The sequence below is a fragment of the Pseudescherichia sp. genome (assembly GCF_032052675.1).
In the GTDB taxonomy this organism is placed as follows: domain Bacteria; phylum Pseudomonadota; class Gammaproteobacteria; order Enterobacterales; family Enterobacteriaceae; genus Pseudescherichia.
Window position 1 is genome coordinate 241816 of record NZ_DAMBWA010000004.1, and the last position, 26632, is coordinate 268447.

A 26632-nucleotide genomic window follows, 5' to 3' on the forward strand; every position below is an offset into this window, starting at 1 on the left:
TTATCCTTTGTGTTTGATCAGGCTACTTTTACTGGCGCTGAAAGGCATTGCGCCACTCAGCGGTTTGCCGTCTATGGCATCATGTGTTCGCAGGGCTTCCGGTCTGATCCAGCGCTGTACACGGGAAGGCATATCCAGACCGATGAGCAGGATCACCACAAACGTCAGGCCAAAGGAGAGCGAACCCAATGCCGTGCCGAGCTCCATATTCTGCGCCAGCAACGCCCCAACCACCGGCGCGATGGCCCCACCCAGAGCCCCCACGTTGTAGGTAAAGCCCAGTCCGGCAGCACGCTGGTCGGTATCAAAATAGCCGCCGATAAGTTTGGGAAGTATTCCTGAGATCCCCTGCCCCAGCATCTGCTGGAAAAAGAGTAGCAAGGCCAACACCCAGAGATTTGCGCCCCCGATCGCAAAGACGGGGATAATCAGCAGCTGCGAGGCCAGCAGACTGCAGACGTAAGCTTTACGCGTGCCCAGCCAGTCTCCGAGGAAGCCCCCCGTGCAGCAGCCTACGGCCGCACCGAATCCGCTAAAGAACAGCACCTGCGCTACCGTTGATGGGTCATACGCCAGTTCGGTTTTAAGATAGGTAGGTAATAGCGCCTGAATGGGCCATGAGTAGAGAAAGGCAAACAGCACCACCACCATGAGCGTAACGCCCGTGGGCCAGCGTTTGCCGCTGCTTTGCACCATAAAACTGATAAATATAATGGCGCACAGCAAGCCGAGAATAACCACCAGCCCCGCGTTGTTCAGCTCACCGGCAAAGCAGAACCACAGCGCCGTGCCAGCAAACAGGGTCATCACAATATTGATCGCACGGTATTTCCCACGATAGAGGATATCGACCATTGTTTGCGTCGGCGCTTTGCCTTCGTGTTTCGCTTTCCAGTCTTCCGCTTCAGGGATGTTTTTACGCAGCCAAAGGGCAAATACGATGGGCAAGATGCCCAGGAAGAACAGCGCGCGCCAGCCCCATACGGGCACGACGAGGCTATACACCTGAGCGGCCACCACGGCACCGACGGAGAAACCAGAGATAAGAAAACCGCTCGCCTTATTGCGCAGGTGTTTCGGCCAGCTTTCAATGACATAGGTTGCGCTGGAGCCATACTCGCCCGCCATTCCTACCCCGATAACCATCCTGGCAATAAACAGGGTGACATAGCCCGGCGCGAAACCGCAGGCCAGCGTGCCACACGAGAAAAGGACGATGCTGGTGATCATCGCCAGCTTACGCCCGTAGCGATCGCCCATTGCTCCCAGCAGCAACCCACCGAACCAGCGCGAGATAAAGGCCGCCGAAATCAGGCTGGCCGCCTCTACCGTCGTCAGGCCAAATTCACTTTTTACTTCTGTCAGAACTAATGCAATCAACACAAAATCGAAGCCATCAAGCAGATATCCCAGCCAGGCAGCGGAGAAGGCGCGCCACTGAGGGCGGCTAAGATGGCGGTACCACGGGATGCTTTGGGTAGAAATACTCATTTAACTCTCCCGATGCTCGGTCAGTGATTTTTACCCGCTGGCGTTATGCGCCACCGGGTACGCATTACGCCTTCTCAGCCATTAGCTGTTGCGCCAGCGCTTCCAGCTCCGGCAGATAGTGTTCATCCACCGGGGCAAACGGCTTGCGGCACAGCGGCACAGCGACCACGTCCATATAGTGCAGAACCGTTTTCAGGCCCCGGAAGACACCCACTTTTATTAACAGGTCGATGACCCTGTTACATTCGCTTTGCAGGCGTTGCGCGGTGGCGTTATCCCCTTCGCGTACCGCTTTTGCAATCGCCTGATAGCGCCAGGCCATGATGTTGTAGGTACTGCCGATCCCACCGTCTGCGCCTGCCAAAAGGCCAGAGGCAAAGATCTCGTCGTAACCGTTGTAGAGCACCAGATCCGGATGCGAACGGCGGATCTGCTCCATCTGGAAGAGATCGCCAGACGTTTGTTTTAGCGCAGCAACGCCCGGCAGGGTAACCAGCGTATCGATCTGATCAAGCGTCAATTTGACGCCGCTCAGTGCCGGGATGTTGTACACCACCATCGGTAAACCCTCGGCAGAATCGATAATTGCACGGTAATGATCGCAATGTTCTTCAAAGCTGAAGGGATAGTAAAACGGTGTGACCGCGGACACGGCGTCAAAACCAACGCGGGCGGCAGCGGTCGCTAGCCGCTGGCTTTCTGCGGTACTGACACAGCCCACGTGCGCAATTAACGTTATTTTTCCCTTCGCCTCGTCAGCCACGATCTCCATCACCTGCTCACGCTCGGCAAGGCTTTGTACAAAGGCCTCCCCCGTCGAGCCGCCGACATAAAGACCGTCAATACCTTGCTGAATATTGAACTGAACCAGACGGCGCAGGCTCTCTTGATCCAGCATCTGCTGGCTGTTGAACGGCGTCAGAAGTGCGGCCATTACGCCACGTAATTGCATTGTCATAGCTACCTCAATTGATAATGGGCCTGTTTAAACGATATACCTTTATACCTGTTATACCAGATCGTTTAAGCAGCGATCCCATACAGAACCTTTATATTGCGATCTGCTTCACTAAAGGAGGGTTATTTTTTGGCTTTGGCACTCTGGCCGAAAGCATGCCAGGTCGCAGAAACGCTATTGAGGTGAGTTTGCAGGGCGCGATCGGCCTCATCAGGATCGCGGCGGCGGATCGCCTCTACAATCGCAATATGTTGCCGATAGCTGATCTCATTGTGCTGATAGAGCTCAGGATCCGGTACTTTAGGGCGCGCGGCAATCAGCCAGTCGAGCAATGCAACGTGGATCGCCATAAAGATCGGGTTGCCGGGGATCTCTGCCAATACCCGGTGGAAATCGACATCGGATCGAATAAACAGGGCATTGTCATCAAGCGACTGACTGTTTATCTCCAGCGCTTTTGTCAGCCGTTCGATCTGTTCATCGCTGGCATACTCCGCAGCATAGCGCACGAGGCTGGACTCAAAGAACAAGCGCAGCTGCTCAAAATGGGCGATACCGCCGGGCTGGGTCAGAAAATCTTTCGCCATACCGGAGAGTTCGCTAATGATGGTATCGGCAGACGGCATGGAGACGCGCGCGCGTTCGCCGTTGTTTATCTGTACCAGCCCCTTACGCTTCAGCGCCGCCAGCGCTTCGCGTACAGAGGGACGGCCGACGTTGAAAAACTCCATTAATTCTCGCTCGGAGGGCAGCTGCTCTCCCTGAGCAAATTCCTTGCGACGGATCATTTGCTCCAGCTCTTCTTCCACCATATCAGAGAGCTTTTTGCGCGCAAGCGGACGGCGTCGCAGCGTGCGGCCAGGCATTTCCGTTGAGTTTTCAGCTTGAAGATCAATTGGTTTCATAGCAGTCCGGTGCCGGAAGAGGAAAACAATTCATCATAACACAGGATGTCAGAGGTGGCGAAAAGGGGCAGAAAGCAAAACAGGCCCCGAGGGGCCTGTGAGATTACTTCACGACGCGCAGCGCCGGACGACCGCCGCGCGGCGGCGGATCGTTATCGGGCTCGTTGTCGTCATTAACGTGGTCGGGCTTGTCGCCGTCGATCACCGACATCACGGTTTCGCTTTCAGCCGTTGCCGTTTCGTCATCGTCGTTGACGGTAACCGCTTCGCCATCGTAGGCCGCCTCTGGCTCGAACATGGTACCTGCGCCGTTTTCGCGGGCGTAGATAGCCAGCACGGCAGCAAGCGGCACGTAAACCTGGCGCGGCACGCCGCCGAAGCGCGCGTTGAAACGCACTTCGTCGTTCGCCAGCTCAAGGTTACCTACCGCACGCGGGGCGATGTTGAGAACGATCTGCCCATCGCGGGCATACTCCATCGGCACACGTACGCCAGGCAAGGTCACGTCTACCACCAGGTGCGGCGTGAGCTGGTTATCCAGCAGCCATTCATAGAATGCGCGCAGCAGATACGGACGGCGTGGAGTGAGCTGTGACAAATCCATGCGTATTAACCCCGGCCGAGGCGCATTTCGCGTTCGGCTTCTGTCAGAGAAGCGAGGAAGGAGTCGCGTTCGAAAACGCGGGTCATGTAGCCCTTAAGCTCTTTTGAACCGGTACCGCTCAGCTCAATGCCCAGCTGCGGTAAACGCCACAGCAGCGGTGCCAGGTAGCAGTCTACCAGGCTGAACTCATCGCTCAGGAAGTAAGGTTTCTGGGTAAAGACCGGGGCGATACCCAGCAGCTCTTCACGCAGCTGCTTACGGGCGGCATCCGCCTGAGCACCGGCGCTGTTGACGATAACGTTCATCAGCGTGTACCAGTCTTTTTCAATGCGTTGCATGTAAAGACGGCTCTCACCACGCGCAACCGGATAGACCGGCATCAGCGGCGGATGCGGGAAGCGCTCGTCCAGGTACTCCATAATGATGCGAGACTCCCACAGGGTCAGCTCGCGATCCACCAGCGTCGGTACGCTTTGATTGGGGTTGAGGTCAATCAGATCCTGAGGCGGATTATCCTTTTCCACGTGTTCGATTTCGAAACTAACACCTTTTTCGGCCAGCACGATGCGGACTTGGTGGCTATAGATGTCAGTAGGACCAGAAAACAGCGTCATTACCGAACGTTTGTTGGCAGCGACAGCCATGAAAACCTCCAGGTATATTCAGAATATTACTGCTGCGAGCCACACAGTGACTAGCCAGATGTAAGGTCACCCATCCACCCGAAGAGACGCATTTGTGCAAAAAGCAGCAAAAAATGAGCAATCCCCGGCATTTGGGCAGAAAATTGGATGATAGTTTACCAGATTTTGCGGGCTTTGTGGTGAGGGGATTCTGGAAATGCTGCAAATCAGGAAAAAATCAATGATTACTGTGGATATCTTGTTTTTTGTCCATAAAAAAACCCGGCATAAACCGGGTTTTTGCGCCATTCGTTCTGCGTAAGCAGAGACAAATTAACGTTTGGAGAACTGCGGACGACGACGTGCTTTACGCAGACCGACTTTCTTACGTTCAACCTGACGAGCATCACGGGTAACGAAGCCAGCTTTACGCAGTTCGCCACGCAGGGACTCATCGTACTCCATCAGAGCGCGGGTGATACCGTGACGGATCGCACCAGCCTGACCAGAGATACCACCACCTTTAACAGTGATGTACAGATCCAGTTTCTCAACCATGTCGACCAGTTCCAGCGGCTGACGAACTACCATGCGGGCAGTTTCACGACCGAAGTACTGTTCCAGAGAACGTTGGTTGATAACGATTTTACCGCTGCCCGGTTTGATGAAAACGCGAGCTGCAGAACTTTTGCGGCGACCAGTGCCGTAGTATTGATTTTCAGCCATTGCCATAATCCCGATTAGATGTCCAGAACTTGCGGTTGCTGTGCCGCGTGGTTGTGCTCGTTACCCGCGTAAACTTTCAGTTTACGGTACATAGCACGACCCAGCGGGCCTTTTGGCAGCATGCCTTTAACCGCGATTTCAATCACACGCTCAGGACGGCGGGCAATCATCTCTTCAAAGGTCGCTTGTTTGATACCACCGATGTGGCCAGTGTGGTGATAGTACACTTTGTCAGTACGCTTGTTACCGGTTACGGCAACTTTGTCAGCGTTCAGAACGATGATGTAATCACCGGTATCTACGTGCGGAGTGTATTCCGCTTTGTGCTTACCGCGCAGGCGACGAGCCAGTTCGGTAGCCAGACGGCCCAGAGTTTTACCGGTCGCGTCAACAACATACCAGTCGCGTTTTACGGTTTCTGGTTTAGCTGTAAAAGTTTTCATTAAAAGCTTACCCAAGTAATAAGTTACACGTTGGTGAACACCCAAACGTTTAGTCAGTTGAGGCTCACACGACAAAGTCCGGCAAACCTACCCCTTCGAATAGCAAATGCCAGCACATAGAAAGTTTTGGGAAAAAAACCTTCTCGTAACGTGGGGTCGCAAGATTATAGAGAAGTCAGGGTCAAAGATCGACCCCTTTTTATACTTCATGAAGCGATTTTCGCCATTATCCGGCCAGGTGCTCGCGGGCTAAATAGTCCTCGCTCTGCATCTCCTGCAAACGCGACAGGCAGCGCTGGAACTCAAACTTCAGTCGCTCACCCCGGTAGATCTCATGCAGCGTCGCATCGGCGCTGACCACCAGCTTAACGTGACGCTCATAAAACTCATCTACCAGCGCGATAAAGCGCCGGGCTTCGCTCTCCATCAGCGGGGTCATCACCGGGACATCAAACAGCAGCACGGTATGGAACAGCTGCGAGAGGGCGATGTAGTCATGCTGACTGCGGGCATCCACGCACAGAGTGGTGAAGGAGACCGCGAGCGTCTGGTTCTCTACTCCCAGCGTCGGCAGCGGACGGTGGTTGATCTCCAGCTGCGGGTGATTCTCCCGCTTCGTCCCGGCCAGCGCCTGCCACAGCGTCTCCATCTGCTGCGCCGTCTCGGCATTCAGCGGCGACAGCCAGAGGTGCGCCTGGGTCAGGGTGCGCAGGCGGTAATCGATCCCGGCGTCAACGTTCATCACGTCGCAGTGCTGTTTAATGGCCTCAATAGCCGGCAGGAAACGTGCGCGCTGCAGGCCGTTGCGATAGAGATTCTCCGGCGGGATATTCGACGTGGCCACCAGCGTAATACCGCGGGCAAACAGCGCCTGCATCAGGCCGCCCAGCAGCATGGCGTCGGTGATATCCGAAACAAAAAACTCATCAAAGCAGAGCACGTCGGTCTCGGCTTTAAAGCGGTCGGCGACAATCTCCAGCGGATCGCTCTGCCCCTGTAACTGCGTCAGCTCCTCGTGCACTCGCAGCATAAAGCGGTGAAAGTGCAGTCGCTGTTTACGCGTGCCCGGCAGACTATGGTAGAAGAGATCCATTAGCCAGGTTTTCCCCCGCCCCACGCCGCCCCACATGTACAGGCCGCGCACCGGCGCAGCAGCAGGCGTCTCGCGCTTGCCCAGCAGCTTGCCAAACGCGGCGCGCAATCCACCGCCGGAAGCGGGCGTCTCCGTACGGTTCGTTAGCTGCTGGTAGATCGTTTCCAGTCGGTTAACGGCTTCGCGCTGGACGTCGTCAGGCTGATGGCTCCCCTCTTTTAGGGCCAGTTGATATCGCAATGTGGGGGTAAGGCTCTGCATGATGCTATTGTTATTCCTTGATAATTAATATGCCGCAGGTCCTGGCTGGTGAAAAAAAGGCCGTTCTACACTACGCGATGCTGTGCCAGGATTCCACTTATACGGATTTAGCGGTTATAGTGGCATAATGAGGCACAGGCAAGGAGCCTCGCCGCCTACACCCTACGGACCTACAACACAACGGGAGATGTTCATGACCTGGGAATATGCGCTAATTGGATTAGTCGTCGGCATCATCATTGGTGCTGTGGGCATGCGCTTTGGAAACCGCAAACTGCGCCAGCAGCAGGCCTTACAGTATGAGCTAGAGAAGAACAAAGCCGAGCTGGAAGAGTATCGCGAAGAGCTTACCGGCCACTTTGCCCGCAGCGCAGAGCTGCTTGATAATATGGCCCACGACTATCGCCAGCTTTATCAGCACATGGCGAAAAGCTCCAGCCAGCTGCTGCCGGAGATGTCTGCTGAGGACAATCCGTTCCGCAATCGCCTTGCCGAGTCCGAGGCCGGTAACGATCAGGCACCGGTCCAGATGCCGCGTGACTACTCCGACAGCGCATCAGGCCTGCTGCGCGGTGCGCCGAAACGCGACTGATCCGAACCTGCTTTTTTTCGGGCGTACAGGCTACGCCCGCCTCTTCTTTCTCCATCCCAGCTATTATTTAATCATTAACCGCATTGTTACCCGGTTGAAAATTCAATAACATCGATCCGTTTTGGGGCATTTTTTTCCTTACACTTCAGGTCACGAGAGCTTGCACAATGAAGAAAAGAAACCCGCTGTTGAGTGCATTAGCGTTAAGTGTCGGATTATCTCTCTCGGCACCGTTCCCGGCGGCGGCTTCGCTGCCCGCACAGATCCCCGGTCAGCCAGCGCTGCCCAGCCTTGCACCGATGCTGGAGAAAGTATTGCCTGCGGTGGTGAGCGTACAGGTAGAGGGCACAGCGGTGGCTCCCGAGCAGAAAATCCCTGAAGAGCTAAAGAAATATTTCGGCGACGAGCTGCCTGATGGGCAGGCCCAGCCGTTTGAAGGGCTCGGCTCCGGCGTGATCATCGATGCTGCAAAAGGCTATGTGCTGACCAATAACCACGTCATTAACCAGGCGCAGAAGATTAACGTCCAGCTTAACGATGGCCGTGAGTTTGAAGCCAAGCTGATTGGCGGCGATGACCAGAGCGATATCGCCCTGCTACAGCTGCAGAACGCCACTGGACTGACGCAAATAGCCGTTGCCGACTCCGATAAGCTACGGGTCGGTGATTTTGCCGTTGCGGTGGGTAACCCGTTCGGCCTCGGCCAGACCGCTACCTCAGGGATTATCTCGGCGCTCGGACGCAGCGGGCTGAACCTTGAGGGGCTGGAAAACTTTATCCAGACCGACGCCTCTATTAACCGCGGCAACTCCGGCGGGGCGCTTCTGAACCTTAACGGCGAGCTGATCGGTATCAACACCGCGATTCTGGCCCCGACCGGCGGCAGCATCGGTATCGGCTTTGCTATCCCCAGCAACATGGCGCAAACCCTCGCCCAGCAGCTGATTCAGTCCGGGGAGATCCAGCGTGGCCTGCTGGGTATCAAAGGCATGGAGATGAGCGCCGATATCGCCAAGGCGTTTAACCTCAACGTGCAGCGCGGGGCCTTCGTGAGCGAAGTGCTGCCAGGCTCTGGCTCAGCCAAAGCAGGAATTAAATCGGGCGATGTGATCGTCAGCCTGAACGGCAAGCCGCTGAACAGCTTTGCCGAACTGCGCTCGCGCATTGCCACTACCGCGCCCGGCACCAAGGTGAAGCTTGGCCTGCTGCGCGATGGCAAAGGCCAGGAAGTGGAAGTGACGCTGGATAAAAGCACCGCCTCCTCCGCCAGCGCAGAGAGCCTCTCTCCGGCGTTACAGGGCGCAAGCCTGGCCGATGGGCAGCTGAAGGATGGTGCTAAAGGTATCACGATTGAGGAAGTCGCAAAGGACAGCCCCGCCGCCCAGGCAGGACTGCATAAAGATGACGTGATTATCGGCGTCAACCGCGAGCGGGTGCACTCTATCGCCGAGATGCGCAAGGTGCTGGAGACCAAGCCGAATATCATTGCGCTGCATGTTGTGCGCGGCAATGATACGCTCTATTTATTATTGCGTTAATCCCAGGCTGCCGGACATCATCGACTCTGTGTGATGTCCGGATAAGTCGTGCTATGCTGCCCGCACCCTCTTTAACGACGTCTGCATCATGTTAGTGAAGCTATTACGATCTGTCGCCATTGGCCTCATTGTAGGTAGCCTGCTGCTGGCTGCCCTGCCCTCGCTACGTCAGCTGAGCGCCTCCTCCACCCCACAGTTTGACAGCACCGATGAAACACCGGTGAGCTATAACCAGGCGGTGCGCCGCGCTGCGCCCGCGGTGGTAAACGTCTATAACCGCAGCGCGGCCAGCTCGACGAATAATCAGCTGGAGATCCGCACCCTGGGCTCCGGGGTGATTATGGACCAGCGCGGGTACATCATTACCAACAAGCACGTGATTAACGATGCGGATCAGATCATCGTCGCCCTGCAGGACGGTCGCGTGTTTGAGGCGCTGCTGGTCGGCTCCGATAGCCTCACGGACCTGGCCGTGCTGAAGGTCAACGCCACCGGCGGCCTGCCGGTGATCCCTATCAACCGCCAGCGTACGCCGCACATCGGCGACGTGGTCATGGCGATTGGTAACCCCTACAACCTCGGCCAGACCATCACCCAGGGGATCATCAGCGCAACCGGTCGTATCGGCCTGAACCCATCCGGGCGGCAGAACTTTTTGCAGACCGACGCCTCCATTAACCACGGTAACTCCGGCGGTGCGCTGGTTAACTCTCTGGGCGAGCTGATGGGGATCAATACCCTCTCGTTTGATAAGAGTAACGATGGCGAAACGCCGGAGGGGATCGGCTTCGCTATCCCCTTCCAGCTGGCCACTAAAATTATGGATAAGCTGATCCGCGACGGACGCGTGATCCGTGGCTATATCGGTATCGGCGGCAGAGAGATCGCGCCTCTGCATATCCAGGGCGGTGGGATCGATCAGATCCAGGGGATCGTGGTGAACGAAGTGGCACCGGACGGCCCGGCGGCGCGTGCAGGTATTCAGGTCAACGATGTCATTGTTTCGGTGAATGGCAAGCCAGCTATTTCGGCGCTGGAGACGATGGATCAGGTCGCGGAGATCCGTCCAGGTTCAGAGATCCCGGTCGAGGTGATGCGTGAGGATAAAAAGCTGCTGCTGCACGTGACGATTCAGGAGTACCCGGCTACCAACTAGCGTAGTGTTGTCATTCCGTAGGCCCGGTAAGCATAGCGCCACCGGGCATTGCGGTAACGCCGGGTGGCGGCTTACAGCTTTACCCGGCCTACGGAAACCACGGTTCTGTATTACTTGTTCACAAACTCTTCGCCGAGCTGGATATCTTTTTTCAACGTCTCCAGCATCCCTTCCATTGCCTGCTGTTCGAAAGCGCTGAGCGTGCCGATAGGCTTGCGCTCCGCGACGCCGTTTTTACCCAGCAGCAGCGGCTGAGAGAAGAAGCGAGCATGCTCGCCATCGCCCTCGACGTAGGCGCACTCAACGATGCCCTGCTCACCCTGCAGGGCGCGCACCAGCGAAAGACCAAAGCGCGCCGCCGCCTGGCCCATAGACAGGGTTGCAGACCCGCCACCGGCTTTCGCTTCGACCACTTCCGTGCCCGCGTTCTGGATACGTTTGGTGAGATCGGCAACTTCTTGTTCGGAGAAGCTGACGCCTGGGATCTGCGACAGCAGCGGCAGAATAGTGACGCCAGAGTGGCCGCCAATAACCGGCACTTCAACGTCAGAGGGCTGTTTGCCTTTCAGCTCGGCCACAAAGGTGTTGGAGCGGATAATGTCCAGCGTGGTGACGCCGAACAGCTTGTTCTTGTCATAGACGCCCGCTTTTTTCAGCACTTCAGCGGCGATAGCGACGGTAGTATTGACCGGGTTAGTGATGATACCGATGCACGCCTGCGGACAGGTCTTCGCTACCTGATTCACCAGGTTTTTAACAATCCCGGCGTTGACGTTAAAGAGATCGGAGCGATCCATTCCCGGCTTACGCGCGACGCCTGCGGAGATCAGGACCACGTCCGCACCTTCCAGCGCTGGGGTCGCATCTTCGCCGGCAAAGCCCGCTATTTTTACTGCTGTAGGGATATGACTCAGATCAACCGCCACGCCCGGGGTAACAGGCGCAATATCGTACAGAGAGAGTTCTGAACCTGAAGGCAGTTGGGTCTTGAGAAGTAGGGCTAGCGCCTGGCCAATACCGCCGGCCGCGCCGAGGACTGCAACTTTCATCCTAAACTCCTTATTATGGTTAGCGAAATATACCGTTACTCCGTTGCTAAGGACATGACAACATGGGGTAAATGATACCGTTCTTCCTGCAGAAAAAACGCGCTTCAACTCGCTTTTAGCATCATCCACTTTCTGTTGCCCTTTTCGGCAGCATGAAAATTTCCTTCATAACGCCAGGCATATCCCCGCAGGCGGTACAATACACCCTGTAAAGCTAGCAAAACAACAGCACTTTAATAACATTTATTTTACTTTTAATCTTATTTGTGACTCGTGACACAGGCATGTTTCTCGATAAGTTATTTTGATAAAATCCGCGGCTTTCATAACATTATTTCAGCCTTAATAATGGCAGACTATTTGCATAAAAATTCATTTTTATGCATAATAATGTTGTTTCAATCGCCATTCTACGGGTGACTTATGCGAAGCTCGGCAAAACAAGAAGAATTAGTTAAGGCGTTCAAAGCGCTGCTTAAAGAAGAGAAGTTCAGTTCCCAGGGTGAGATCGTGCTCGCTCTTCAGGAGCAAGGGTTTGATAACATTAATCAATCCAAGGTCTCCCGGATGCTGACAAAGTTCGGCGCGGTGCGTACGCGCAACGCCAAAATGGAGATGGTCTACTGCCTGCCTGCAGAGCTTGGTGTACCGACGACCTCCAGTCCGCTGAAAAATCTGGTGCTGGACATCGACTATAACGATGCGGTGGTGGTTATCCATACCAGCCCCGGTGCCGCGCAGCTGATCGCGCGCCTGCTGGACTCGTTAGGAAAATCCGAAGGTATTCTTGGTACCATCGCTGGGGACGATACTATCTTTACTACCCCTGCCAGCGGCTTTACCGTGAAGGATCTCTACGACGCCATCCTGGTACTGTTCGAGCAGGAGCTGTAATCCTCTCTCCCCTCGCAGCTTGTCGAGGGGAATCTCTCTCTGTTTGCTTGATTATCCCCATAATTCACTGCCCATTCCTTTAACAGAATGTGCGATTACCTGTCATTCCTCTGTCACCCAGCGGATCTACCCTGATCGATCGCACAAAAAGCTAAAATTTCATATCCATATGATTTTCTTAGAGATAGGTAGTACATGCGTCTCTTAAAACCCTTTTTTTATTCTGTTGCGTTATAAGAAGTTAAATTTATGTGACGTAATAACCTGTGAAACCATTAGCATGGTATTAATTTTTGCGGTGATTAGTGTATACTTGATTTTGTGATGAGGGTCACGAAAAAGACCCCAGTAAATAAGAATCCGATGAGGTAGAAATCATGAAAATCAAAACAACTGTAGCCGCTCTCAGTATCCTTTCCGCCCTCTCTTTCGGTGCTTTTGCTGCCGACTCTATTAGCGCCGATCAGGCACAGGGCCGCCAGGCAATCGGTACGGTTTCCGTTGGCGCAGTAAGCTCCTCACCGATGGATATCCGTGATGCGCTGAACGATAAAGCCGAAGCCAAGGGCGCATCCTCTTACCGTATTATCGAAGCACGTACCGGTGACCACTGGCACGCGACTGCAGAACTCTACAAATAAATCCCTCGTCGTAGTCTCCTACGACCTTGCCCCCGCCTGTCGGGGGCTTTTTTATGCCTGCGGCTTGCCCTCAGGCGCGCACGTTAAACCGCAGCATGCCCCCCAACTCCTCTTCAGCCTCGTCAAAGAGTAGGATCAACGCGCCAAAACGACGGCGTTGCTTTTCATGTAGATGGACAAACTCGATCTCAAGCGGCATTGGCAAAGCGCTATCCTCACCGGTTACCGCCTCCCACAGAGAGTCCAGATTATTCACCTTGTTCCGATCAATAGTAAAAGTACGGCAAAATTCGCGATAAAAAGCATTCTGATCGTCAATTTCGTCGAAATCAAACGTGTAAATATTCATTATTCGCCACCCTGCCCGGATGGGCGGCTTATGCCGCCCCAGCGTTTATAATCCTCCGAGATGAAGAGTCTTAACCTCCAGGTACTCTTCCAGCCCCAGCACCGATCCCTCGCGGCCCAGGCCGGACTCTTTCACCCCGCCAAACGGCCCCAGCTCGGTAGATACCGCGCACTCATTCACCCCAATCATCCCGGCCTCCAGCGCCTGCGATACGCGGAAGACGCGCTGCAAATTTTGGGTATAGAAGTAGGCTGCCAGGCCAAACGGCGTGTCGTTGGCGCGATGAATGACCTCATCCTCGGTAGTAAAGCGGAAGCAGGCAGCTACCGGGCCAAAGGTCTCCTCCGCGGCCAGCTTCATGCTGTCGCTGCAGTTAGTGAGCACCGTTGGCTGCCAGAAGTTCCCCCCTAGCGCGTGGGCTTTCCCCCCGGCCAAGGCGGTTGCGCCTTTGGCAATGGCGTCCTCTACGTGCTCGCGCACCTTGTCCACCGCCGCCGACTCGATGAGCGGTCCGACTACCACGCCCTCTTCCATGCCGTTGCCCACTTTCAGGGCGTTAACCCGCTCGGCAAGCTTGTTCACGAAGTGGTCATAGATGGCTTCGTGGATATAGAAACGGTTGACGCTGACGCACACCTGTCCGGCGTTGCGGAATTTATTGGCAATCGCCCCTTCCACGACGGCATCAATGTCTGCATCGTCAAAGACGATATAGGGCGCGTTGCCTCCCAGCTCCATCGACACCTTTTTCATGGTTTCAGCCGCGTTACGCACCAGCGTTTTACCGACCGCCGTCGAACCGGTGAAGGAGATTTTACGCACCTGCGGGCTGGCCATGATCGCATCGCTGATCTCAGCGGTAGTGCCTGCTACGGCGTTGAGTACCCCGTCCGGGACGCCCGCTTTTTTCGCCAGCTGCACCAGAGCAAAAGCGCTGAGGGGTGTATTGTTGGCGGGCTTGATGACGCCGGTACAGCCCGCAGCCAGCGCCGGACCCAGCTTGCGGGTGAGCATCGCCATCGGGAAGTTCCACGGCGTAATGGCCGCCACGACGCCAATCGGCTCGCGGGTCGCCAGGATGCGCGAGCCGGGCTTAATTTGAGGAATGATCTCACCGTTGGCGCGCTTGGCCTCTTCGGCGAACCACTGGATAAAGCTGGCGGCGTATTCAACCTCGCCCTCCGCCTCTTTCAACGGTTTGCCCTGCTCGCTGGTCATCAGCTGTCCCAGCCAGGTTTTGTTCTCAATAATGAGTGAGTACCAGCGGTAGAGAATAGCGGAACGCTCTTTGGCGGTTTTCGCCCGCCAGGCAGGAAACGCCCGCGCGGCGGCGGCAATCGCCTCCTCGGTCTCTTTTTTACCTGCTTTCGCAACCTTCGCAATCACCTCGCCCGTTGCCGGGTTGGTTACGTCGAAGGTGCTATCCAGCGTTTTCCATACGCCGTCTACAAAATAGCCTGTCTGAAAAAGCGCATTGTCCTGAAGTGCCTGGGTTGCCATGCGTCCTCCCGATCCCCGTGAATGAATGACTCCGCTAAGTATAGCTACAAAAAAACCGACGCTTCTGGCGTCGGTTTTGGCTTAACGAGTAGTCAGGGCAGACTGGTATTTGTGGAGCACATCCACCAGCCGTTTCACCGGATGGGTGACCTGCTCCGGCGCATCCCAGGCGTGGAGTTTCTCCTGATAGACGTCCAGCTCTTCCAGCAGCTGGCTGAAGTAGCGGCGACGCGTCTCGTCACTGCGAGCCGAGATGACGTTATCAGCCGTACGCCGCAGCTGGCGGTGGAAAGCAGAGAGATCCGCATTCACCGGGATCGGCGCATCGCGTAGACGCTGGTGGGCAATAATCATGGTTAGCGCCAGACGGAATTTACCCACGTCCCCCGGGAACTTGTTCAGCAGTAAAAAGAGCTGCTGATAGAGCGCCGGTAGGTGATTCTCTCTGCGTCTCGCCGTGTTGGTGGTCATCGCCGAGACCGCCGCCGAGACGAACTGGTTTAGCAGCACCCGGCCGGTACGCGCCCGTGAGTTATCCCGCACCAGCAGGATCACCAGCAGCGCCAACACGCAGCCAACAATCTGCCCCAGCGCGCTATCAAGGAAGCGGTTGAACTCGAAGGTCATCGGGTTATCAAGCACCAAAATGTTGATGGTACTCGCCAGCGCCCCCAGCGAGCCCAGCCGCCGCTTCTGCACCTCGATACCGATAAAGAAGGCCAGCACCGCCAGGCTGATGCAGAGCAGCAGCATGCTTTGCTGGGTGGCAGGCATCACCACCAGAAAATAGAACGCCCCGATGGGCAGCGCCGCCAGGGTGCCGTAGACAAAGTCCATCGCCACCATGCGCGGGTTAGGCAGGCGCATCGCCAGCGAGGTGACCACCGCAATCATGATCATCGCCCCGCTGCCCGAGGTCCAGCCGGTCCAGAGCCAGAACAGGGTCCCGACCATGCAGGAGAGCGTGGTACGCCAGAAGTTGACCATCGCATGGTGACGCTCTGCCGACTCGGCTTTGACCACCGCCTCGGTGCGCAACACCTCCTCTTCGGTAGCGCTGATGCGGGTATTGCCGATCACCCCACGCCGGAGCAGCAGATAGCGGGTCGCCGCACCCACCCAGCTGTAAATAGTGATGGGCGTATCGCGCTCGCCGGTCCAGGCAATCACCCGGCGCATCCGCTTGAGCTGCTTATGCACGTCCTGCACCGTCTCTACCGGCGTAGCGAACAGTTCCCGGAACGTATCGGTGACGAGTTCCGGACGCGACTGCTGCATCAGCCAGGTTTCACACGCCTGGGTAATCAGGGTCAGCGACAGGGTATTGATCACCTTCAAACGGCGATTGGCCCGCGTCCAGCGCGACGACTCCATGTTGAGGTTGGTACGCATCCCGTCCAGAGCGTTGGTACGCCGCACCAGCGCGCCCCAGGCCTTATCCATCTCATCGCCATCGCCATTCTGCACGCAGAGCTGCATCAGCTGGTACTGCGCCAGCAGCAGGCCGTCGAGCTCGCGGTCGATCTCCTGCTTCACCGAGCGCGGCGAGAAGAGCAGATCGGCCACGATGGCGCAGACGATCCCAATGACGATCTCGCTGCAGCGCTCAACGGCGAACTGCGGAGTGAGCAGCGGTTCGGCCTGCACGGTGATAACGATGATCAGCGCGGTATAGCCCGACAGCCCCCACGCGTAAGAGTTTTCAACACGCACCAGCGAGGAGATCCAGGTGCAGAAGCCCGCCCAGAGACAGCAGACCATCAGCATCACCAGCGGGGCGCGGATCATGCCGATGATCATCACCAGCGCGGCAACGCAGCCGATGAAGGTCCCGGCGATACGCAGCATGCCCCGGTAGCGGATCGCCCCTGAGTAGGGTTCGCCCCCGGCGGCAAAGGCCGGGCCAGCGGCTACAATCGCCGCCGTCAGCACCGCCCAGCGCGGCGTTTCAAGATTAAAGTGGAAGCCAACAAACAGCGCCAGCACAATGGCGCAGGCCAGCTTAATGGCAAAGCGCACGTGCTGGTTAGCGATGGAGAAGATGCCCATCGTGATTAGCCCATCTCACGCAGACGGTGGGCCAGCTTGCGGAAGAAGGAGTCCTGGCTGGCGTCCCGGTCTTTCTCCCCGGTGATCACTACCGTGGCGGTGGTGCCCGCCGGCCAGAGGTTGCCCGGCTGGCTGTCGAGGCGGATACGCACCGGCACGCGCTGCGCCAGACGAACCCACTCAAGGTTAGAGTCGATGGTCGCCATCCCCTTGGCGTCGCGGCTGCTGCTGGCGTTGGTTACCCCGGCGGCGATGCTGTCCACCGTGCCCTTCAGCACCTGGTTACTGCCAAGCGGCGTAATTTCGGTGCGATAGCCGGGACGCACGCCCTCCAGCTTGGTCTCTTCCATATAGGCCAGCACGTAGAAGGAGTCGTGTTTTACCAGCGCCACCGCCGTTGAACCGCGGGTGATAAACTCCCCGGTATAGACGTTAAGGTTGGTTACCCAGCCGGCAGACGGGGCGCGGATCACCGTGCGCTCCAGATCCAGCTTCGCCATATCGCGGGTGGCCTCGGCTTTTGCCAGCTGGTGAAGCACGGTTTGCAGGACGTTGTTCGCCTGGTCAATCTCTTCCCGGGACATCGCCTGGATGCCGAGCTGGTTGCGCCGCCCGGCTTCGCGGCGTTTTTCCGTGGCCAGTGCCTGGTAGTAGGCGACGTCCGCCTCGGCCTCCTCCAGCGCTTTCTGGTAGCGCGGCTGGTCGATAGTAAAGAGCACCTGGTCTTTCTTCACCAGCTGGTTATCATGCACCTTCACGTCGGTGATAAGCCCGGCGACGTCGGGCGCAATCGCCACCACGTCGGCGCTAAAGCGGGCGTCGCGCGTCCACGGCGACTCGGTGTAGTAGACCCAGGCACGAAAAATAGCGATGAAAGCCAGTATTACCAAAATCACGGTGATGGCAGTACGGGAGATATTTTTTATAAACGTTTTCACATCAACCTCAGACGAACAGGCGCGACAATAAGTAGAACAGGCAGCAGTAGAGCGCTGTATTGAACAGGGCTGGATGCCAGACAAAATCGTAGATCCCGGTGGGGATCAGCACGCGGCGCACCAGCCAAAAGAGGGCCAGCGATAACAGTAGCTCGAAGAATATCGGCGGGAACGACAGGCCGAAGACCACGATAACGGGAAACAGACTCATGTTGACCTTGATTAGAGAGCGTGCAGGCGATGGTTTATTATTCACGTCACCGCAGGAATAAGGGCCAGAGGGGCCGGGCGAGAGTGACGTGTCTATTACTCAGCTAACAGTATTTTATCGTAACTGTTATGTTGTTATCTATATTGTGTTATCTAAATCACTTTTAAGCCAGAGTGAACAATGGAAAGATTAAAACGCATGTCGGTGTTTGCCAAAGTGGTTGAGCTAGGATCGTTCACCGCTGCTGCCCGACAGCTCCAGATGAGCGTCTCCTCCATCAGCCAGATCGTCGCCAGACTGGAAGATGAGCTGCAGGTTAAGCTGCTCAACCGCAGCACCCGCAGCCTGGCCCTGACCGAAGCGGGCAAGATCTACTACCAGGGCTGCCGCCGAATGCTGCACGAGGCGCAGGATGTGCATGAACAGCTCTATGCCTTTAACAATACCCCTATCGGCACCCTGCGCATTGGCTGCTCCTCCACTATGGCGCAGAACGTGCTGGCCAAAATGACCGCTGAGATGCTGCGCGACTATCCTGGCCTGTCGGTGGATCTGGTCACCGGGATCCCGGCCCCGGATCTGATTGCCGACGGACTGGACGTGGTGATCCGCGTAGGGGCGCTGCAGGACTCCAGTCTCTTCTCCCGCCGACTGGGGGCGATGCCGATGGTGGTCTGCGCGGCTAAAAGCTATCTGGCGCAGTACGGCGTGCCTGAAAAGCCGGCCGATCTCGTCAACCACTCATGGCTAGAGTATAGCGTGCGCCCCGACAATGAGTTTGAGCTGGTAGCTCCAGAGGGACTGTCGACGAAGATCGTGCCCCAGGGTCGCTTTGTCACCAACGATCCTATGACCCTCACCCGCTGGCTAACGGTGGGCGCAGGCGTCGCCTACGTGCCGCTGATGTGGGTGATCGACGAGATCAACCGGGGGACGCTGGAGATCCTCTTCCCGCGCTACCAGTCGGATCCGCGGCCGGTGTATGCCCTCTATACCGAGAAGGATAAGCTGCCGCTGAAGGTGCAGGTCTGTATCGATGCGCTGACCAACTACTTTGTGGCGGTGTCGCAGGTGTTTCAGGCAATGCGCGGACGCGCGAAAGAGAAGTAAGGGTGTTTCCTGCCGGATCTCACCGGCAGGAAGAACGAGCAGGATTAGGCCGTGCCGCCCACGGTTAAGTTATCAACTTTCAGGGTTGGCTGACCCACGCCCACTGGCAGGCTTTGCCCCTCTTTACCGCAGACGCCGACGCCGCTGTCGAGCTTAAGATCGTTGCCGACCATCGAGATCTGCTGCATAGCTTCAATGCCGGAACCGATCAGAGTCGCGCCTTTCACCGGCGTCGTCACCTTGCCGTTCTCAATCAGATAGGCTTCCGAGGTTGAGAAGACAAACTTGCCGGAGGTGATATCCACCTGGCCGCCGCCAAAGTTCGGGGCAAAGATCCCGTACTCTACCGACTCGATGATCTCCTGCGGGGTCGATTTCCCGGCCAGCATATAGGTGTTGGTCATGCGCGGCATCGGCAGATGGGCGTAAGATTCACGACGGCCGTTGCCGGTCGGTGCCACACCCATCAGACGCGCGTTGAGCTTGTCCTGCATGTAGCCTTTCAGGATACCGTTTTCGATCAGCACGTTGTACTGGCCCGGCGTCCCCTCATCGTCGATGGCGATAGAGCCACGGCGGTTCATCATAGTGCCGTCATCAACCACGGTGCAGAGTTCAGAGGCCACCAGCTCACCCATCTGGCCGCTGAAGACCGAGGTACCGCGACGGTTAAAGTCCCCTTCCAGACCGTGACCCACCGCTTCGTGCAGCAGCACGCCCGGCCAGCCCGCGCCCAGCACTACCGGCAGCGTACCCGCCGGGGCCGCCACCGCAGAGAGATTCACCAGCGCCATGCGTACTGCCTCTTTGGCCCAGGCATCCGCCCGCGCTTCGCCGTCGGCGTCGCTGAGGAACCACTCGTAGCCAAAACGACCGCCGCCGCCGCTGGAGCCGCGCTCGCGTTTACCCTCATCTTCCACCTGCACGCTCACCGACAGACGCACCAGCGGGCGAACGTCCGCCGCCAGGGTGCCGTCGGTGGCCGCGACGAGGATCAGCTCATAGACGCCGGTCAGGCTGGCGGTCACCTCCTGCACGCGCTTATCGGCGGCACGCGCCACGTTGTTGACCCGGCGCAGAATATCCAGCTTCTCTTCCCGGCTCATGCTCTGCAGCGGATCGACGCTGGTGTAAAGGGCGCTGTGCTCAACCGCGCCGAGGGTCTGCACCCGGCCATCGCCAGCGTCGCGGACGATGGTACGGGCAGCCTGAGCGCTCTGCTCCAGGGCCAGCAGGCTGATCTGGTCGGCATAGGCAAAGCCGGTCTTCTCGCCGCTGACGGCGCGTACGCCGACGCCCTGGTCGATATGGTAAGAGCCATCTTTAATGATGTTATCTTCTAAAACCCAGGATTCGTGATAGCTCGACTGGAAATAGAGGTCGCCGTAGTCGAGACGGCGCTCGGCCAGCTGGCCGAGGATGGAAAACAGATCCTGATGGCTCAGGCCGTTTGCCGCGAGTAATTGTTCACTAACCAGGTTCAAACTCATCGTTTTGCTACTCTCAGGTTGCCGCGCGAGGCGGTTAAAAATTTATATCTATTGAGAGTGAGGCAATTCGCTCAACTCGTCAAATCATTGCTATTTCTTCGCAGGCGGGGTCCGCGGCTGGCGCAGCACTTCGTTGATTTGCGGTTTATCCATCGGCCCGCTGATGTGGTAGCGCAGAATAGAGACCTTGCTCCACAGCGGCCCCAGCACTTTGCTGGCGGCAAATACCGCTGCGCCAACGATCGGGTTAACGGCGAATGCGGCCGCAACGCCGACGGTGGCGGAGATCTCCGGTGCGACGACGGCCTCGACGTCCAGCTCGCGGCGCACCAGGTTAACCGATCCCTTCATGGCGATGTCCGCCTCGAGACCGTCCACCAGCGTATCGTCGGTATGCAGAACGCCATCTTTGATCCACGCCGTGCTGCGGATAGAGTCAAAGTAGAAACCTTCGCTAAAGGTGTCGCTGAAGTCAAAGCGCAGCTTGCGCAGCAGGGCGTCAAAGCTCAGCAGGCGCAGCAGCTGCCCGGCGCGGCCGGTACTGACGTCGGCGATCTGGCCCTTGCCGAGGCGGGTATGCAGCACGCCGTTGAGGGAGGCCTCGTCCGGCTGCCACGGGGTATCACGCCAGTGCAGGTCGTAATCCGCGTCTACCGGCGCGTCACGCATCGGCGTGCTGACGCCAAAGAACTCGGTGGCTGAATCGATCTTATCCGCACGCAGCTTGCCTTTAATTGAGGTGCGCTCCGCGCCGCTGCGGTTAACCCACTCACCGTCGGCGGTCAGACGAGCAAAGCCGCTGTCTACCAGGCCATTGGTCAGCGAGAGCGTATCGCCCTTAACAGTAAAATCGCCCTCAATGCGGCCATACTTCTGCCCCCACAGCCAGCACTCGGCGCAGCGCAGCTGAAGATCGGGCCAGCCGCTGAAATCGATCCGCGTTTTACCGGTCAGCAACGCTTTTGGCGACAGCGGCTCGCTGGTCACCGGCGTCGGGTTATAGTAGAGATAGCGAATGGCGGCGGTCCAGGGCCTGTTATCCGCCATCGTCAGCGCCGCCGCGATCTCACGCCCCTGTACGTCGACCTTCGTGCCGCCCGCCACAGGCTGCGTCTCCAGGCTGACGTTGTTCCACTGCTGTCCGCCCAGGGTGAGTGCGGGCGTGCGCAGGGTGATCGCTTCCGGGAAGGCCGTGGCGCTGCTGACGTTGCTGGCCACCCCCTGCTGGAACAGCCCTAACCACTGGGCACCATCAAGCGGAGGCAGGTTTAGCTCGACGCCCTTCTGCGCTGGCAGCGGCGGAACGGTCTGGCTCTCCGAGGCCCAGATGGCACGATCTAAGGTCAGCTTCTGGTTAAGCAGCCAGCGGCTGTTGAAGTGGCTATCGCTGCCCGCCGCCCCGGTCAGATCGAAGCTGCGCAGGTTGCCCGTCACGTTCAGCTTCACCGGCAGCGGCTGGCCCGCGGGTTTATTGAGCGGCGAGGGGAGTCGGCTGGCGAGATCCTTCAGGTCGCCCTTAATATCGACGTTATAGCGCGCGCCTGCGTTATAAGGCAGCTCGATGCCAACCTTGCCGTTCCACGCCACGCTGCCGCTGAGGGCATCATTAACCTGTTTCGGCAGCACGCCGGTGCGGGCAGGCTGCCAGTTCGCATTCATATCGATCGCCACCTCGTAGGCCTTTTTACCTTCGGTGGTAGAGAAGTTGACGTTGAGCGGCTGATTGAACCAGCTGGCGGTCAGCGGCTCGCTCTGCAGGTTACCGTTCACAAAGCTAAAGCTGCCGTTCAGATTGTGCAGAGTGCTGTTGAGTGGCTTGATGAACAGGCTGTTATCCCGAAGATTTACCTCGCCTTTGGCAGTGGTCATCTCGCCGTCCAGCGGAATATCGAGATGTAAGCGAGCGCTCACATCGCCATCAAGCTGTAGCTCGTCCAGGGTTGCGCCAAGCGACGCCTTCAGCGGCGTCTCGTTGAAATACGGACCAACCTCTCTACCCGGCCCGCTGATATCAGCGTCAATCAGCAGCTTCTCTTTCAGATAGTCCGGAATGGCGGCTATAAGGTTGCGTCCCTTCACCCCGCCGAGGCTGACCTCATCGCTCTTCATAAACAGGCCGTCGTTGAGGAAGTCCAGCTCGATATCAAAATCCTTCAGCGCAGGCCAGCCAGGCTGGAAAGCGTAAACGGCGTTATGCAGCGGTACCAGTACCTCAAACTGCCCTTCGTTATGCTTGTAGGGGAAGAGATGCGGATTACCGCCGTAGACCAGCGTGGCGTTATCCACCTGGCCGCCCTGGATGGCGCCGCTCAGGTAGTCCACCAGCGCTTTGCCCATCAGATTTTCCGGGAAATAGCGCCACGCCTGCCCGGCATCCGAGGTGCTGATCCCGGCAAGGATCCCCAGCCACGGCTCGTCGTCGGTAGGTTTGAGATAGCGGAAATCGCCCCGGGCGTGCAGGCCGGTAGCCTCAACGTCAATCTGGCGGCCATCCAGCTGGAAGCCACTGCTGTTTTTCAGCCAGTTGAGGGTGGCAACGCCTTTTTTGATCTCCAGCGGGGCACGAAACACGGTTTTATAGGGCATGGTGGCCTGCGTCACCTCAGCCGTCAGCCGACCGTTCTCCGCGCTGCCGCTCAGGGTTCCGGCCAGATGCTGGACGCCCGGCAGCAGCTTCCACTGCTGCCAGGAGAGATCCTGCCAGCGTGCCTGAAAGCGCGTTTTCTCCGTAGACTGGAGCGGGATATCCAGCGCCAGCTGCTCAATCTGCCCGGCAGGCTGCATTGCCCGCCAGATCTCACCCAGCGCGGGAGAGAGCTTCTCGGCAATCGGCAGCAGACCGTCCAGCCCGCTCAGCTCCAGATGATTGGCACGAACGCGCAGTTCGTCGCTCCGGGTGTTGTTTGCCCCGCCCACCTGCTGCTCGGGGATCCACGCCAGGGTCAGCGCCCCCTTCGGCCAGGGCTTATTATCCAGCGTGACGCGGGTCGAGGGGATAGCAAACTGCCAGCCGCCCGCTGCGCGGGTCACGTGCGCCGTCAGGTTATCCACGCTCAGGCGGTGCGGTTTTGCATCGCCCTGCCAGCTCGCGCCGCCCTTTTTCAGCCACACGTCGCCGCTGGCAACGTCGCCTTTGCTGAGCGTTAGCCACCCCTCGAGGCTGAAGCGGGCGCTATCCAGGGCAATGTTGTCCTGCATCCATTTTCCCAGCCACGGCTTAACGTCGACGTCATCGGCCTGTAGCCACAGGCGTCCGTTATTAAGCAGGCCATTATCGTCCCGCAAATCCATCCGCACCTGCATCACGCCATGCTGGCCGGTCAGGCTGGAGAGGCTCACCTGCCCTTCGGCCCGGTGGCGCGCGCTGTCATTAAGCCAGGTAAGCTGGGGGATCGCCAGTTCGGCCCGCTGGCCGGAGGGCGTTAAAAAGCTGATCTCACTGTCGCGCAGATCGAAGTGATCGAACTGACGCAGAAAGAGATCGCTGAGACGGTTGCTTTCGAAGCCCTGATCGTTGTCGCCCTGCTGCAACGGCGTATTGGTGTAGATGCGCAGCCGGTAAAAGGTGAGATCGCGAAACTGCCAGCGCAGGTGCAGCAGGCTCTGCCACACATCCAGCGCCAGGGTAACGCGCTTAACCGAGAACTCGCCGCCGTCGCTCAGGCCGGCGCTAATATCGCGCACCTCAACCTGCGGACCGAAGTTTTGCCAGCTGGCTTGAATGTAGCTGGCGTTGACCGGCATGCCGGTGGCCGCCTCAACCTTTGCCAGCAGCGCCGGACGCCAGCTATTGAGATGCGGCAGCACAAGACGCAGCCCGCTCACCAGCAGCGCGACGATGACAATCAACGTCGCGGCAGTCAGCAGCAGTATCCCAGGCAGTCGCCTCACGCATCTCTCCTTGTCAGCCAAAAAACAGGCCTTGCTCGTGTCGCAGCATGCTGCGTAATTACATCATGACCACGTCGAACTGCTCCTGGTTATAGAGCGGCTCAATTTGTACTTTTACCTGTTTGCCAACAAAGATTTCGACTTCTGCCAGCGCATGGGATTCGTCGCTTTTTAGCGCTTCGGCCACCGCAGGAGAAGCATAGACTAAGAATCGATCGGAATCGTAGGCGTGGTGCACACGAACGATTTCACGCATGATCTCATAGCAGACGGTCTCTACCGTTTTGACCGTCCCGCGGCCGTGGCAGGTTGGGCACTCGTTGCAGAGCACGTGCTCCACGCTCTCTCGGGTGCGCTTGCGCGTCATCTCCACCAGGCCAAGCTGGGAGAAGCCGTTGATGCTGGTTTTGACCCGATCCTTGCTCAGCGCCTGCTCCAGGGAGTGCAGCACCCGGCGGCGGTGATCCTCATTACTCATGTCGATAAAGTCGATGATGATAATGCCGCCAAGGTTGCGTAGGCGCAGCTGGCGGGCGATCGCCTGGGTCGCTTCGATATTGGTGTTGAAGATAGTGTCGTCGAGGTTGCGATGGCCCACGAACGCGCCGGTATTGATATCGACGGTGGTCATCGCCTCGGTCTGGTCGATAATCAGGTAGCCCCCGGACTTCAGTTCGACCTTGCGCTCCAGCGCACGCTGGATCTCATTTTCGACGTCGAAGAGATCGAAGATCGGCTGGCGTCCGCTGTAGTGCTCCAGCTTGCTGGTCATCTCTGGAATGTACTCGGCGGTAAACTCCAGCAGCGCTTCAAAGGTCAGACGCGAGTCGACACGGATGCGGTCAAGCTGAGCGTCGGCGAAGTCGCGCAGCACCCGCTGGGCCAGCGCCAGCTCACCGTACATCTGGTAGCGGGTTTGGGGACGTTTTTTGCGCTCCATCACCTTGGTCCAGACGCGCTTCAGGTAGGCCGCATCCGAGGCGAGATCCTCATTGCAGACGCCTTCCGCCGCGGTACGGATGATAAAGCCGCCCTGCTCGTCGCAGTACTCCGCCACGATCTTCTTCAGCCGCTCGCGCTCGCTTTCGCTCTCAATGCGCTGGGAGACGCCCACATGGGATGCCCCAGGCATAAAGACCAGATAGCGCGAGGGCAGCGTAATATCGGTGGTCAGACGGGCGCCTTTGGTACCCAGCGGATCCTTGACGACCTGAACCATCAGATCCTGACCCTGACGCACCAGCTCGGAGATGTCGCGGACGGTAAAGTTCTTCTGCTCTTCGCCAGCGACGCACTCGGTGTGGGGCATGATATCGGAGGCATGAAGGAACGCTGCTTTATCGAGACCAATATCTACAAAAGCCGCCTGCATGCCCGGCAGGACCCGGCTCACACGCCCTTTGTAGATATTGCCGACGATCCCGCGCCGCGCTTCGCGCTCGATGTGGATCTCCTGCAGGATGCCGCCATCAATATAGGCGACGCGCGTCTCCGATGGCGTTACGTTCACCAGCAATTCAGCCGTCATGTTTATCCCTTCCCTCACGCAGTGCGTTAAAATCGCTTATCAGTTCGCTGGTCTCCACCAGCGGCAGGCCAACAACAGCATAGTAGCTACCGTTGATGCGGCGAACAAAGCAGCCGCCCAGCCCCTGGATGCCATACGCACCTGCTTTATCCATCGGTTCACCGCTGGCAATGTAGGCGGCAATTTCGCTCTCGGCAAGTACCTTAAAGGTCACGTCGGTGACCACGAGGCGCTCCAGCACCCGCTGGCTGTCGGCCAGCGCGACGGCGGTCATCACCTGATGGGTATGCCCCGAAAGCTGGCGCAGCATTGCAGCAGCATGGTGGGTATCTCTGGGTTTTTCAAGCACTTCACCGTTTACGATGACAATCGTATCTGCGCCCAGCACCGGCAGATCCTGCGCGGCCAGCGCGACCCCGGCCTGGGCTTTCTCCCGCGCCAGGCGCACCACGTACTGCTGGGCGCTCTCCTGGGCATGGCGCTGCTCCTCCACGCCAGGGATGATGCGCTCAAAAGAGACGCCGAGCTGGGTAAGCAGCTCCTGGCGGCGTGGCGAACCGGAGGCGAGATAGAGATCTGTCATAAATACCTT

24 protein-coding genes are annotated in these 26632 nt (G+C 57.8%); 6 read left to right on the forward strand and 18 right to left on the reverse strand.

Annotated elements, in window-relative coordinates:
* From RTX96_RS08010 to zapE, 8 genes are all read right to left on the reverse strand, one after another.
* Complete coding sequence (locus RTX96_RS08010; RefSeq protein ID WP_312670680.1) at positions 1-1491, reverse strand: MFS transporter; 1491 nt, start codon at positions 1489-1491, stop codon at positions 1-3.
* Positions 1492-1555: 64 nt separating this feature from the next.
* Positions 1556-2449, reverse strand: coding sequence for an N-acetylneuraminate lyase (gene nanA / locus RTX96_RS08015; RefSeq protein ID WP_312670681.1), 894 nt, complete (start codon positions 2447-2449; stop codon positions 1556-1558).
* Positions 2450-2571: 122 nt separating this feature from the next.
* Positions 2572-3354, reverse strand: a complete 783-nt coding sequence (nanR, locus tag RTX96_RS08020; protein ID WP_312268662.1) for a transcriptional regulator NanR — start codon at positions 3352-3354, stop codon at positions 2572-2574.
* Between the two features lie 103 nt (positions 3355-3457).
* The gene (gene sspB / locus RTX96_RS08025) at positions 3458-3958 is read right to left on the reverse strand and encodes a ClpXP protease specificity-enhancing factor (RefSeq protein WP_312670682.1); all 501 of its coding nucleotides are present in this window, start codon (positions 3956-3958) and stop codon (positions 3458-3460) included.
* Positions 3959-3963: 5 nt separating this feature from the next.
* A complete protein-coding gene (gene sspA / locus RTX96_RS08030; protein ID WP_103821378.1) occupies positions 3964-4602 on the reverse strand; it encodes a stringent starvation protein SspA in 639 nt (212 codons plus the stop codon).
* Positions 4603-4914: 312 nt separating this feature from the next.
* Entirely contained in the window at positions 4915-5307 is a 393-nt protein-coding gene (rpsI, locus tag RTX96_RS08035) for a 30S ribosomal protein S9 (RefSeq protein WP_003025138.1), read from the reverse strand.
* A gap of 14 nt (positions 5308-5321) precedes the next feature.
* Positions 5322-5750, reverse strand: a complete 429-nt coding sequence (rplM, locus tag RTX96_RS08040; RefSeq protein ID WP_024551131.1) for a 50S ribosomal protein L13 — start codon at positions 5748-5750, stop codon at positions 5322-5324.
* A 226-nt stretch (positions 5751-5976) separates the two neighbouring features.
* Positions 5977-7104, reverse strand: a complete 1128-nt coding sequence (zapE, locus tag RTX96_RS08045) for a cell division protein ZapE (RefSeq protein WP_103821379.1) — start codon at positions 7102-7104, stop codon at positions 5977-5979.
* 193 nt (positions 7105-7297) lie between these two features.
* On the opposite strand from zapE, the gene zapG reads away from it, so the two are divergent.
* The 3 genes from zapG to degS all read left to right on the forward strand — a co-directional run bounded on the left by zapG (position 7298) and on the right by degS (position 10390).
* Positions 7298-7696, forward strand: coding sequence for a Z-ring associated protein ZapG (zapG, locus tag RTX96_RS08050; protein WP_103821380.1), 399 nt, complete (start codon positions 7298-7300; stop codon positions 7694-7696).
* Between the two features lie 167 nt (positions 7697-7863).
* Entirely contained in the window at positions 7864-9234 is a 1371-nt protein-coding gene (gene degQ, locus RTX96_RS08055) for a serine endoprotease DegQ (RefSeq protein WP_103821419.1), read from the forward strand.
* Between the two features lie 88 nt (positions 9235-9322).
* A complete protein-coding gene (degS, locus tag RTX96_RS08060; protein ID WP_103821381.1) occupies positions 9323-10390 on the forward strand; it encodes an outer membrane-stress sensor serine endopeptidase DegS in 1068 nt (355 codons plus the stop codon).
* A 110-nt stretch (positions 10391-10500) separates the two neighbouring features.
* On the opposite strand, the gene mdh is transcribed toward degS, so the two are convergent.
* Positions 10501-11439: a malate dehydrogenase gene (gene mdh, locus RTX96_RS08065; RefSeq protein ID WP_103821382.1), complete on the reverse strand. Its 939-nt coding sequence runs from the start codon at positions 11437-11439 to the stop codon at positions 10501-10503.
* Positions 11440-11862: 423 nt separating this feature from the next.
* Here mdh and argR point away from each other — a divergent pair, with 423 nt between their 5' ends.
* Positions 11863-12333 carry a transcriptional regulator ArgR gene (gene argR, locus RTX96_RS08070; protein WP_103821383.1) on the forward strand — a complete coding sequence of 157 codons (471 nt, stop codon included), beginning with the start codon at positions 11863-11865 and terminating at the stop codon, positions 12331-12333.
* Between the two features lie 377 nt (positions 12334-12710).
* Positions 12711-12974: a peroxide/acid stress response protein YhcN gene (gene yhcN, locus RTX96_RS08075; protein WP_103821384.1), complete on the forward strand. Its 264-nt coding sequence runs from the start codon at positions 12711-12713 to the stop codon at positions 12972-12974.
* Positions 12975-13044: 70 nt separating this feature from the next.
* Here the strand turns inward: yhcN and RTX96_RS08080 are convergent, their stop codons facing one another.
* The 5 genes from RTX96_RS08080 to aaeX form a co-directional block, all read right to left on the reverse strand.
* Positions 13045-13323 carry a barstar family protein gene (locus tag RTX96_RS08080; RefSeq protein ID WP_103821385.1) on the reverse strand — a complete coding sequence of 93 codons (279 nt, stop codon included), beginning with the start codon at positions 13321-13323 and terminating at the stop codon, positions 13045-13047.
* A 45-nt stretch (positions 13324-13368) separates the two neighbouring features.
* Positions 13369-14823 (reverse strand): NAD-dependent succinate-semialdehyde dehydrogenase, encoded by a 1455-nt coding sequence (locus RTX96_RS08085; protein WP_312670683.1) that lies wholly within the window; start codon positions 14821-14823, stop codon positions 13369-13371.
* An 81-nt stretch (positions 14824-14904) separates the two neighbouring features.
* Positions 14905-16872, reverse strand: a complete 1968-nt coding sequence (gene aaeB / locus RTX96_RS08090) for a p-hydroxybenzoic acid efflux pump subunit AaeB (protein ID WP_312670684.1) — start codon at positions 16870-16872, stop codon at positions 14905-14907.
* A 5-nt stretch (positions 16873-16877) separates the two neighbouring features.
* The gene (gene aaeA / locus RTX96_RS08095) at positions 16878-17810 is read right to left on the reverse strand and encodes a p-hydroxybenzoic acid efflux pump subunit AaeA (protein ID WP_042390020.1); all 933 of its coding nucleotides are present in this window, start codon (positions 17808-17810) and stop codon (positions 16878-16880) included.
* Between the two features lie 7 nt (positions 17811-17817).
* Entirely contained in the window at positions 17818-18021 is a 204-nt protein-coding gene (gene aaeX, locus RTX96_RS08100; protein WP_042390018.1) for a p-hydroxybenzoic acid efflux pump operon protein AaeX, read from the reverse strand.
* 180 nt (positions 18022-18201) lie between these two features.
* Between aaeX and aaeR the strand changes: the two genes are divergently transcribed.
* The gene (gene aaeR / locus RTX96_RS08105) at positions 18202-19131 is read left to right on the forward strand and encodes an HTH-type transcriptional activator AaeR (protein WP_103821388.1); all 930 of its coding nucleotides are present in this window, start codon (positions 18202-18204) and stop codon (positions 19129-19131) included.
* Positions 19132-19175: 44 nt separating this feature from the next.
* On the opposite strand, the gene tldD is transcribed toward aaeR, so the two are convergent.
* The 4 genes from tldD to RTX96_RS08125 form a co-directional block, all read right to left on the reverse strand.
* Positions 19176-20621 (reverse strand): metalloprotease TldD, encoded by a 1446-nt coding sequence (tldD, locus tag RTX96_RS08110; RefSeq protein WP_103821389.1) that lies wholly within the window; start codon positions 20619-20621, stop codon positions 19176-19178.
* A gap of 90 nt (positions 20622-20711) precedes the next feature.
* A complete protein-coding gene (yhdP, locus tag RTX96_RS08115; protein ID WP_312670685.1) occupies positions 20712-24512 on the reverse strand; it encodes an AsmA2 domain-containing protein YhdP in 3801 nt (1266 codons plus the stop codon).
* Between the two features lie 58 nt (positions 24513-24570).
* Positions 24571-26040, reverse strand: a complete 1470-nt coding sequence (rng, locus tag RTX96_RS08120; RefSeq protein ID WP_103821391.1) for a ribonuclease G — start codon at positions 26038-26040, stop codon at positions 24571-24573.
* Positions 26030-26623, reverse strand: a complete 594-nt coding sequence (locus RTX96_RS08125) for a Maf family protein (RefSeq protein WP_103821392.1) — start codon at positions 26621-26623, stop codon at positions 26030-26032. Before RTX96_RS08125 ends, rng begins: the two co-directional genes overlap by 11 nt.
* Positions 26624-26632 lie beyond the last annotated feature (9 nt).

Coding starts and splice junctions, on each gene's coding strand:
- aaeX (WP_042390018.1), bottom strand. CDS start 18,021: ATGAGTCTGTTTCCCGTTATCGTGGTCTTCGGCCTGTCGTTCCCGCCG.
- tldD (WP_103821389.1), bottom strand. CDS start 20,621: ATGAGTTTGAACCTGGTTAGTGAACAATTACTCGCGGCAAACGGCCTG.
- rplM (WP_024551131.1), bottom strand. CDS start 5,750: ATGAAAACTTTTACAGCTAAACCAGAAACCGTAAAACGCGACTGGTAT.
- nanR (WP_312268662.1), bottom strand. CDS start 3,354: ATGAAACCAATTGATCTTCAAGCTGAAAACTCAACGGAAATGCCTGGC.
- aaeB (WP_312670684.1), bottom strand. CDS start 16,872: ATGGGCATCTTCTCCATCGCTAACCAGCACGTGCGCTTTGCCATTAAG.
- sspA (WP_103821378.1), bottom strand. CDS start 4,602: ATGGCTGTCGCTGCCAACAAACGTTCGGTAATGACGCTGTTTTCTGGT.
- zapE (WP_103821379.1), bottom strand. CDS start 7,104: ATGCAGAGCCTTACCCCCACATTGCGATATCAACTGGCCCTAAAAGAG.
- nanA (WP_312670681.1), bottom strand. CDS start 2,449: ATGACAATGCAATTACGTGGCGTAATGGCCGCACTTCTGACGCCGTTC.
- rng (WP_103821391.1), bottom strand. CDS start 26,040: ATGACGGCTGAATTGCTGGTGAACGTAACGCCATCGGAGACGCGCGTC.
- RTX96_RS08010 (WP_312670680.1), bottom strand. CDS start 1,491: ATGAGTATTTCTACCCAAAGCATCCCGTGGTACCGCCATCTTAGCCGC.
- zapG (WP_103821380.1), top strand. CDS start 7,298: ATGACCTGGGAATATGCGCTAATTGGATTAGTCGTCGGCATCATCATT.
- RTX96_RS08125 (WP_103821392.1), bottom strand. CDS start 26,623: ATGACAGATCTCTATCTCGCCTCCGGTTCGCCACGCCGCCAGGAGCTG.
- mdh (WP_103821382.1), bottom strand. CDS start 11,439: ATGAAAGTTGCAGTCCTCGGCGCGGCCGGCGGTATTGGCCAGGCGCTA.
- argR (WP_103821383.1), top strand. CDS start 11,863: ATGCGAAGCTCGGCAAAACAAGAAGAATTAGTTAAGGCGTTCAAAGCG.
- RTX96_RS08085 (WP_312670683.1), bottom strand. CDS start 14,823: ATGGCAACCCAGGCACTTCAGGACAATGCGCTTTTTCAGACAGGCTAT.
- aaeR (WP_103821388.1), top strand. CDS start 18,202: ATGGAAAGATTAAAACGCATGTCGGTGTTTGCCAAAGTGGTTGAGCTA.
- yhcN (WP_103821384.1), top strand. CDS start 12,711: ATGAAAATCAAAACAACTGTAGCCGCTCTCAGTATCCTTTCCGCCCTC.
- RTX96_RS08080 (WP_103821385.1), bottom strand. CDS start 13,323: ATGAATATTTACACGTTTGATTTCGACGAAATTGACGATCAGAATGCT.
- rpsI (WP_003025138.1), bottom strand. CDS start 5,307: ATGGCTGAAAATCAATACTACGGCACTGGTCGCCGCAAAAGTTCTGCA.
- degQ (WP_103821419.1), top strand. CDS start 7,864: ATGAAGAAAAGAAACCCGCTGTTGAGTGCATTAGCGTTAAGTGTCGGA.
- degS (WP_103821381.1), top strand. CDS start 9,323: ATGTTAGTGAAGCTATTACGATCTGTCGCCATTGGCCTCATTGTAGGT.
- sspB (WP_312670682.1), bottom strand. CDS start 3,958: ATGGATTTGTCACAGCTCACTCCACGCCGTCCGTATCTGCTGCGCGCA.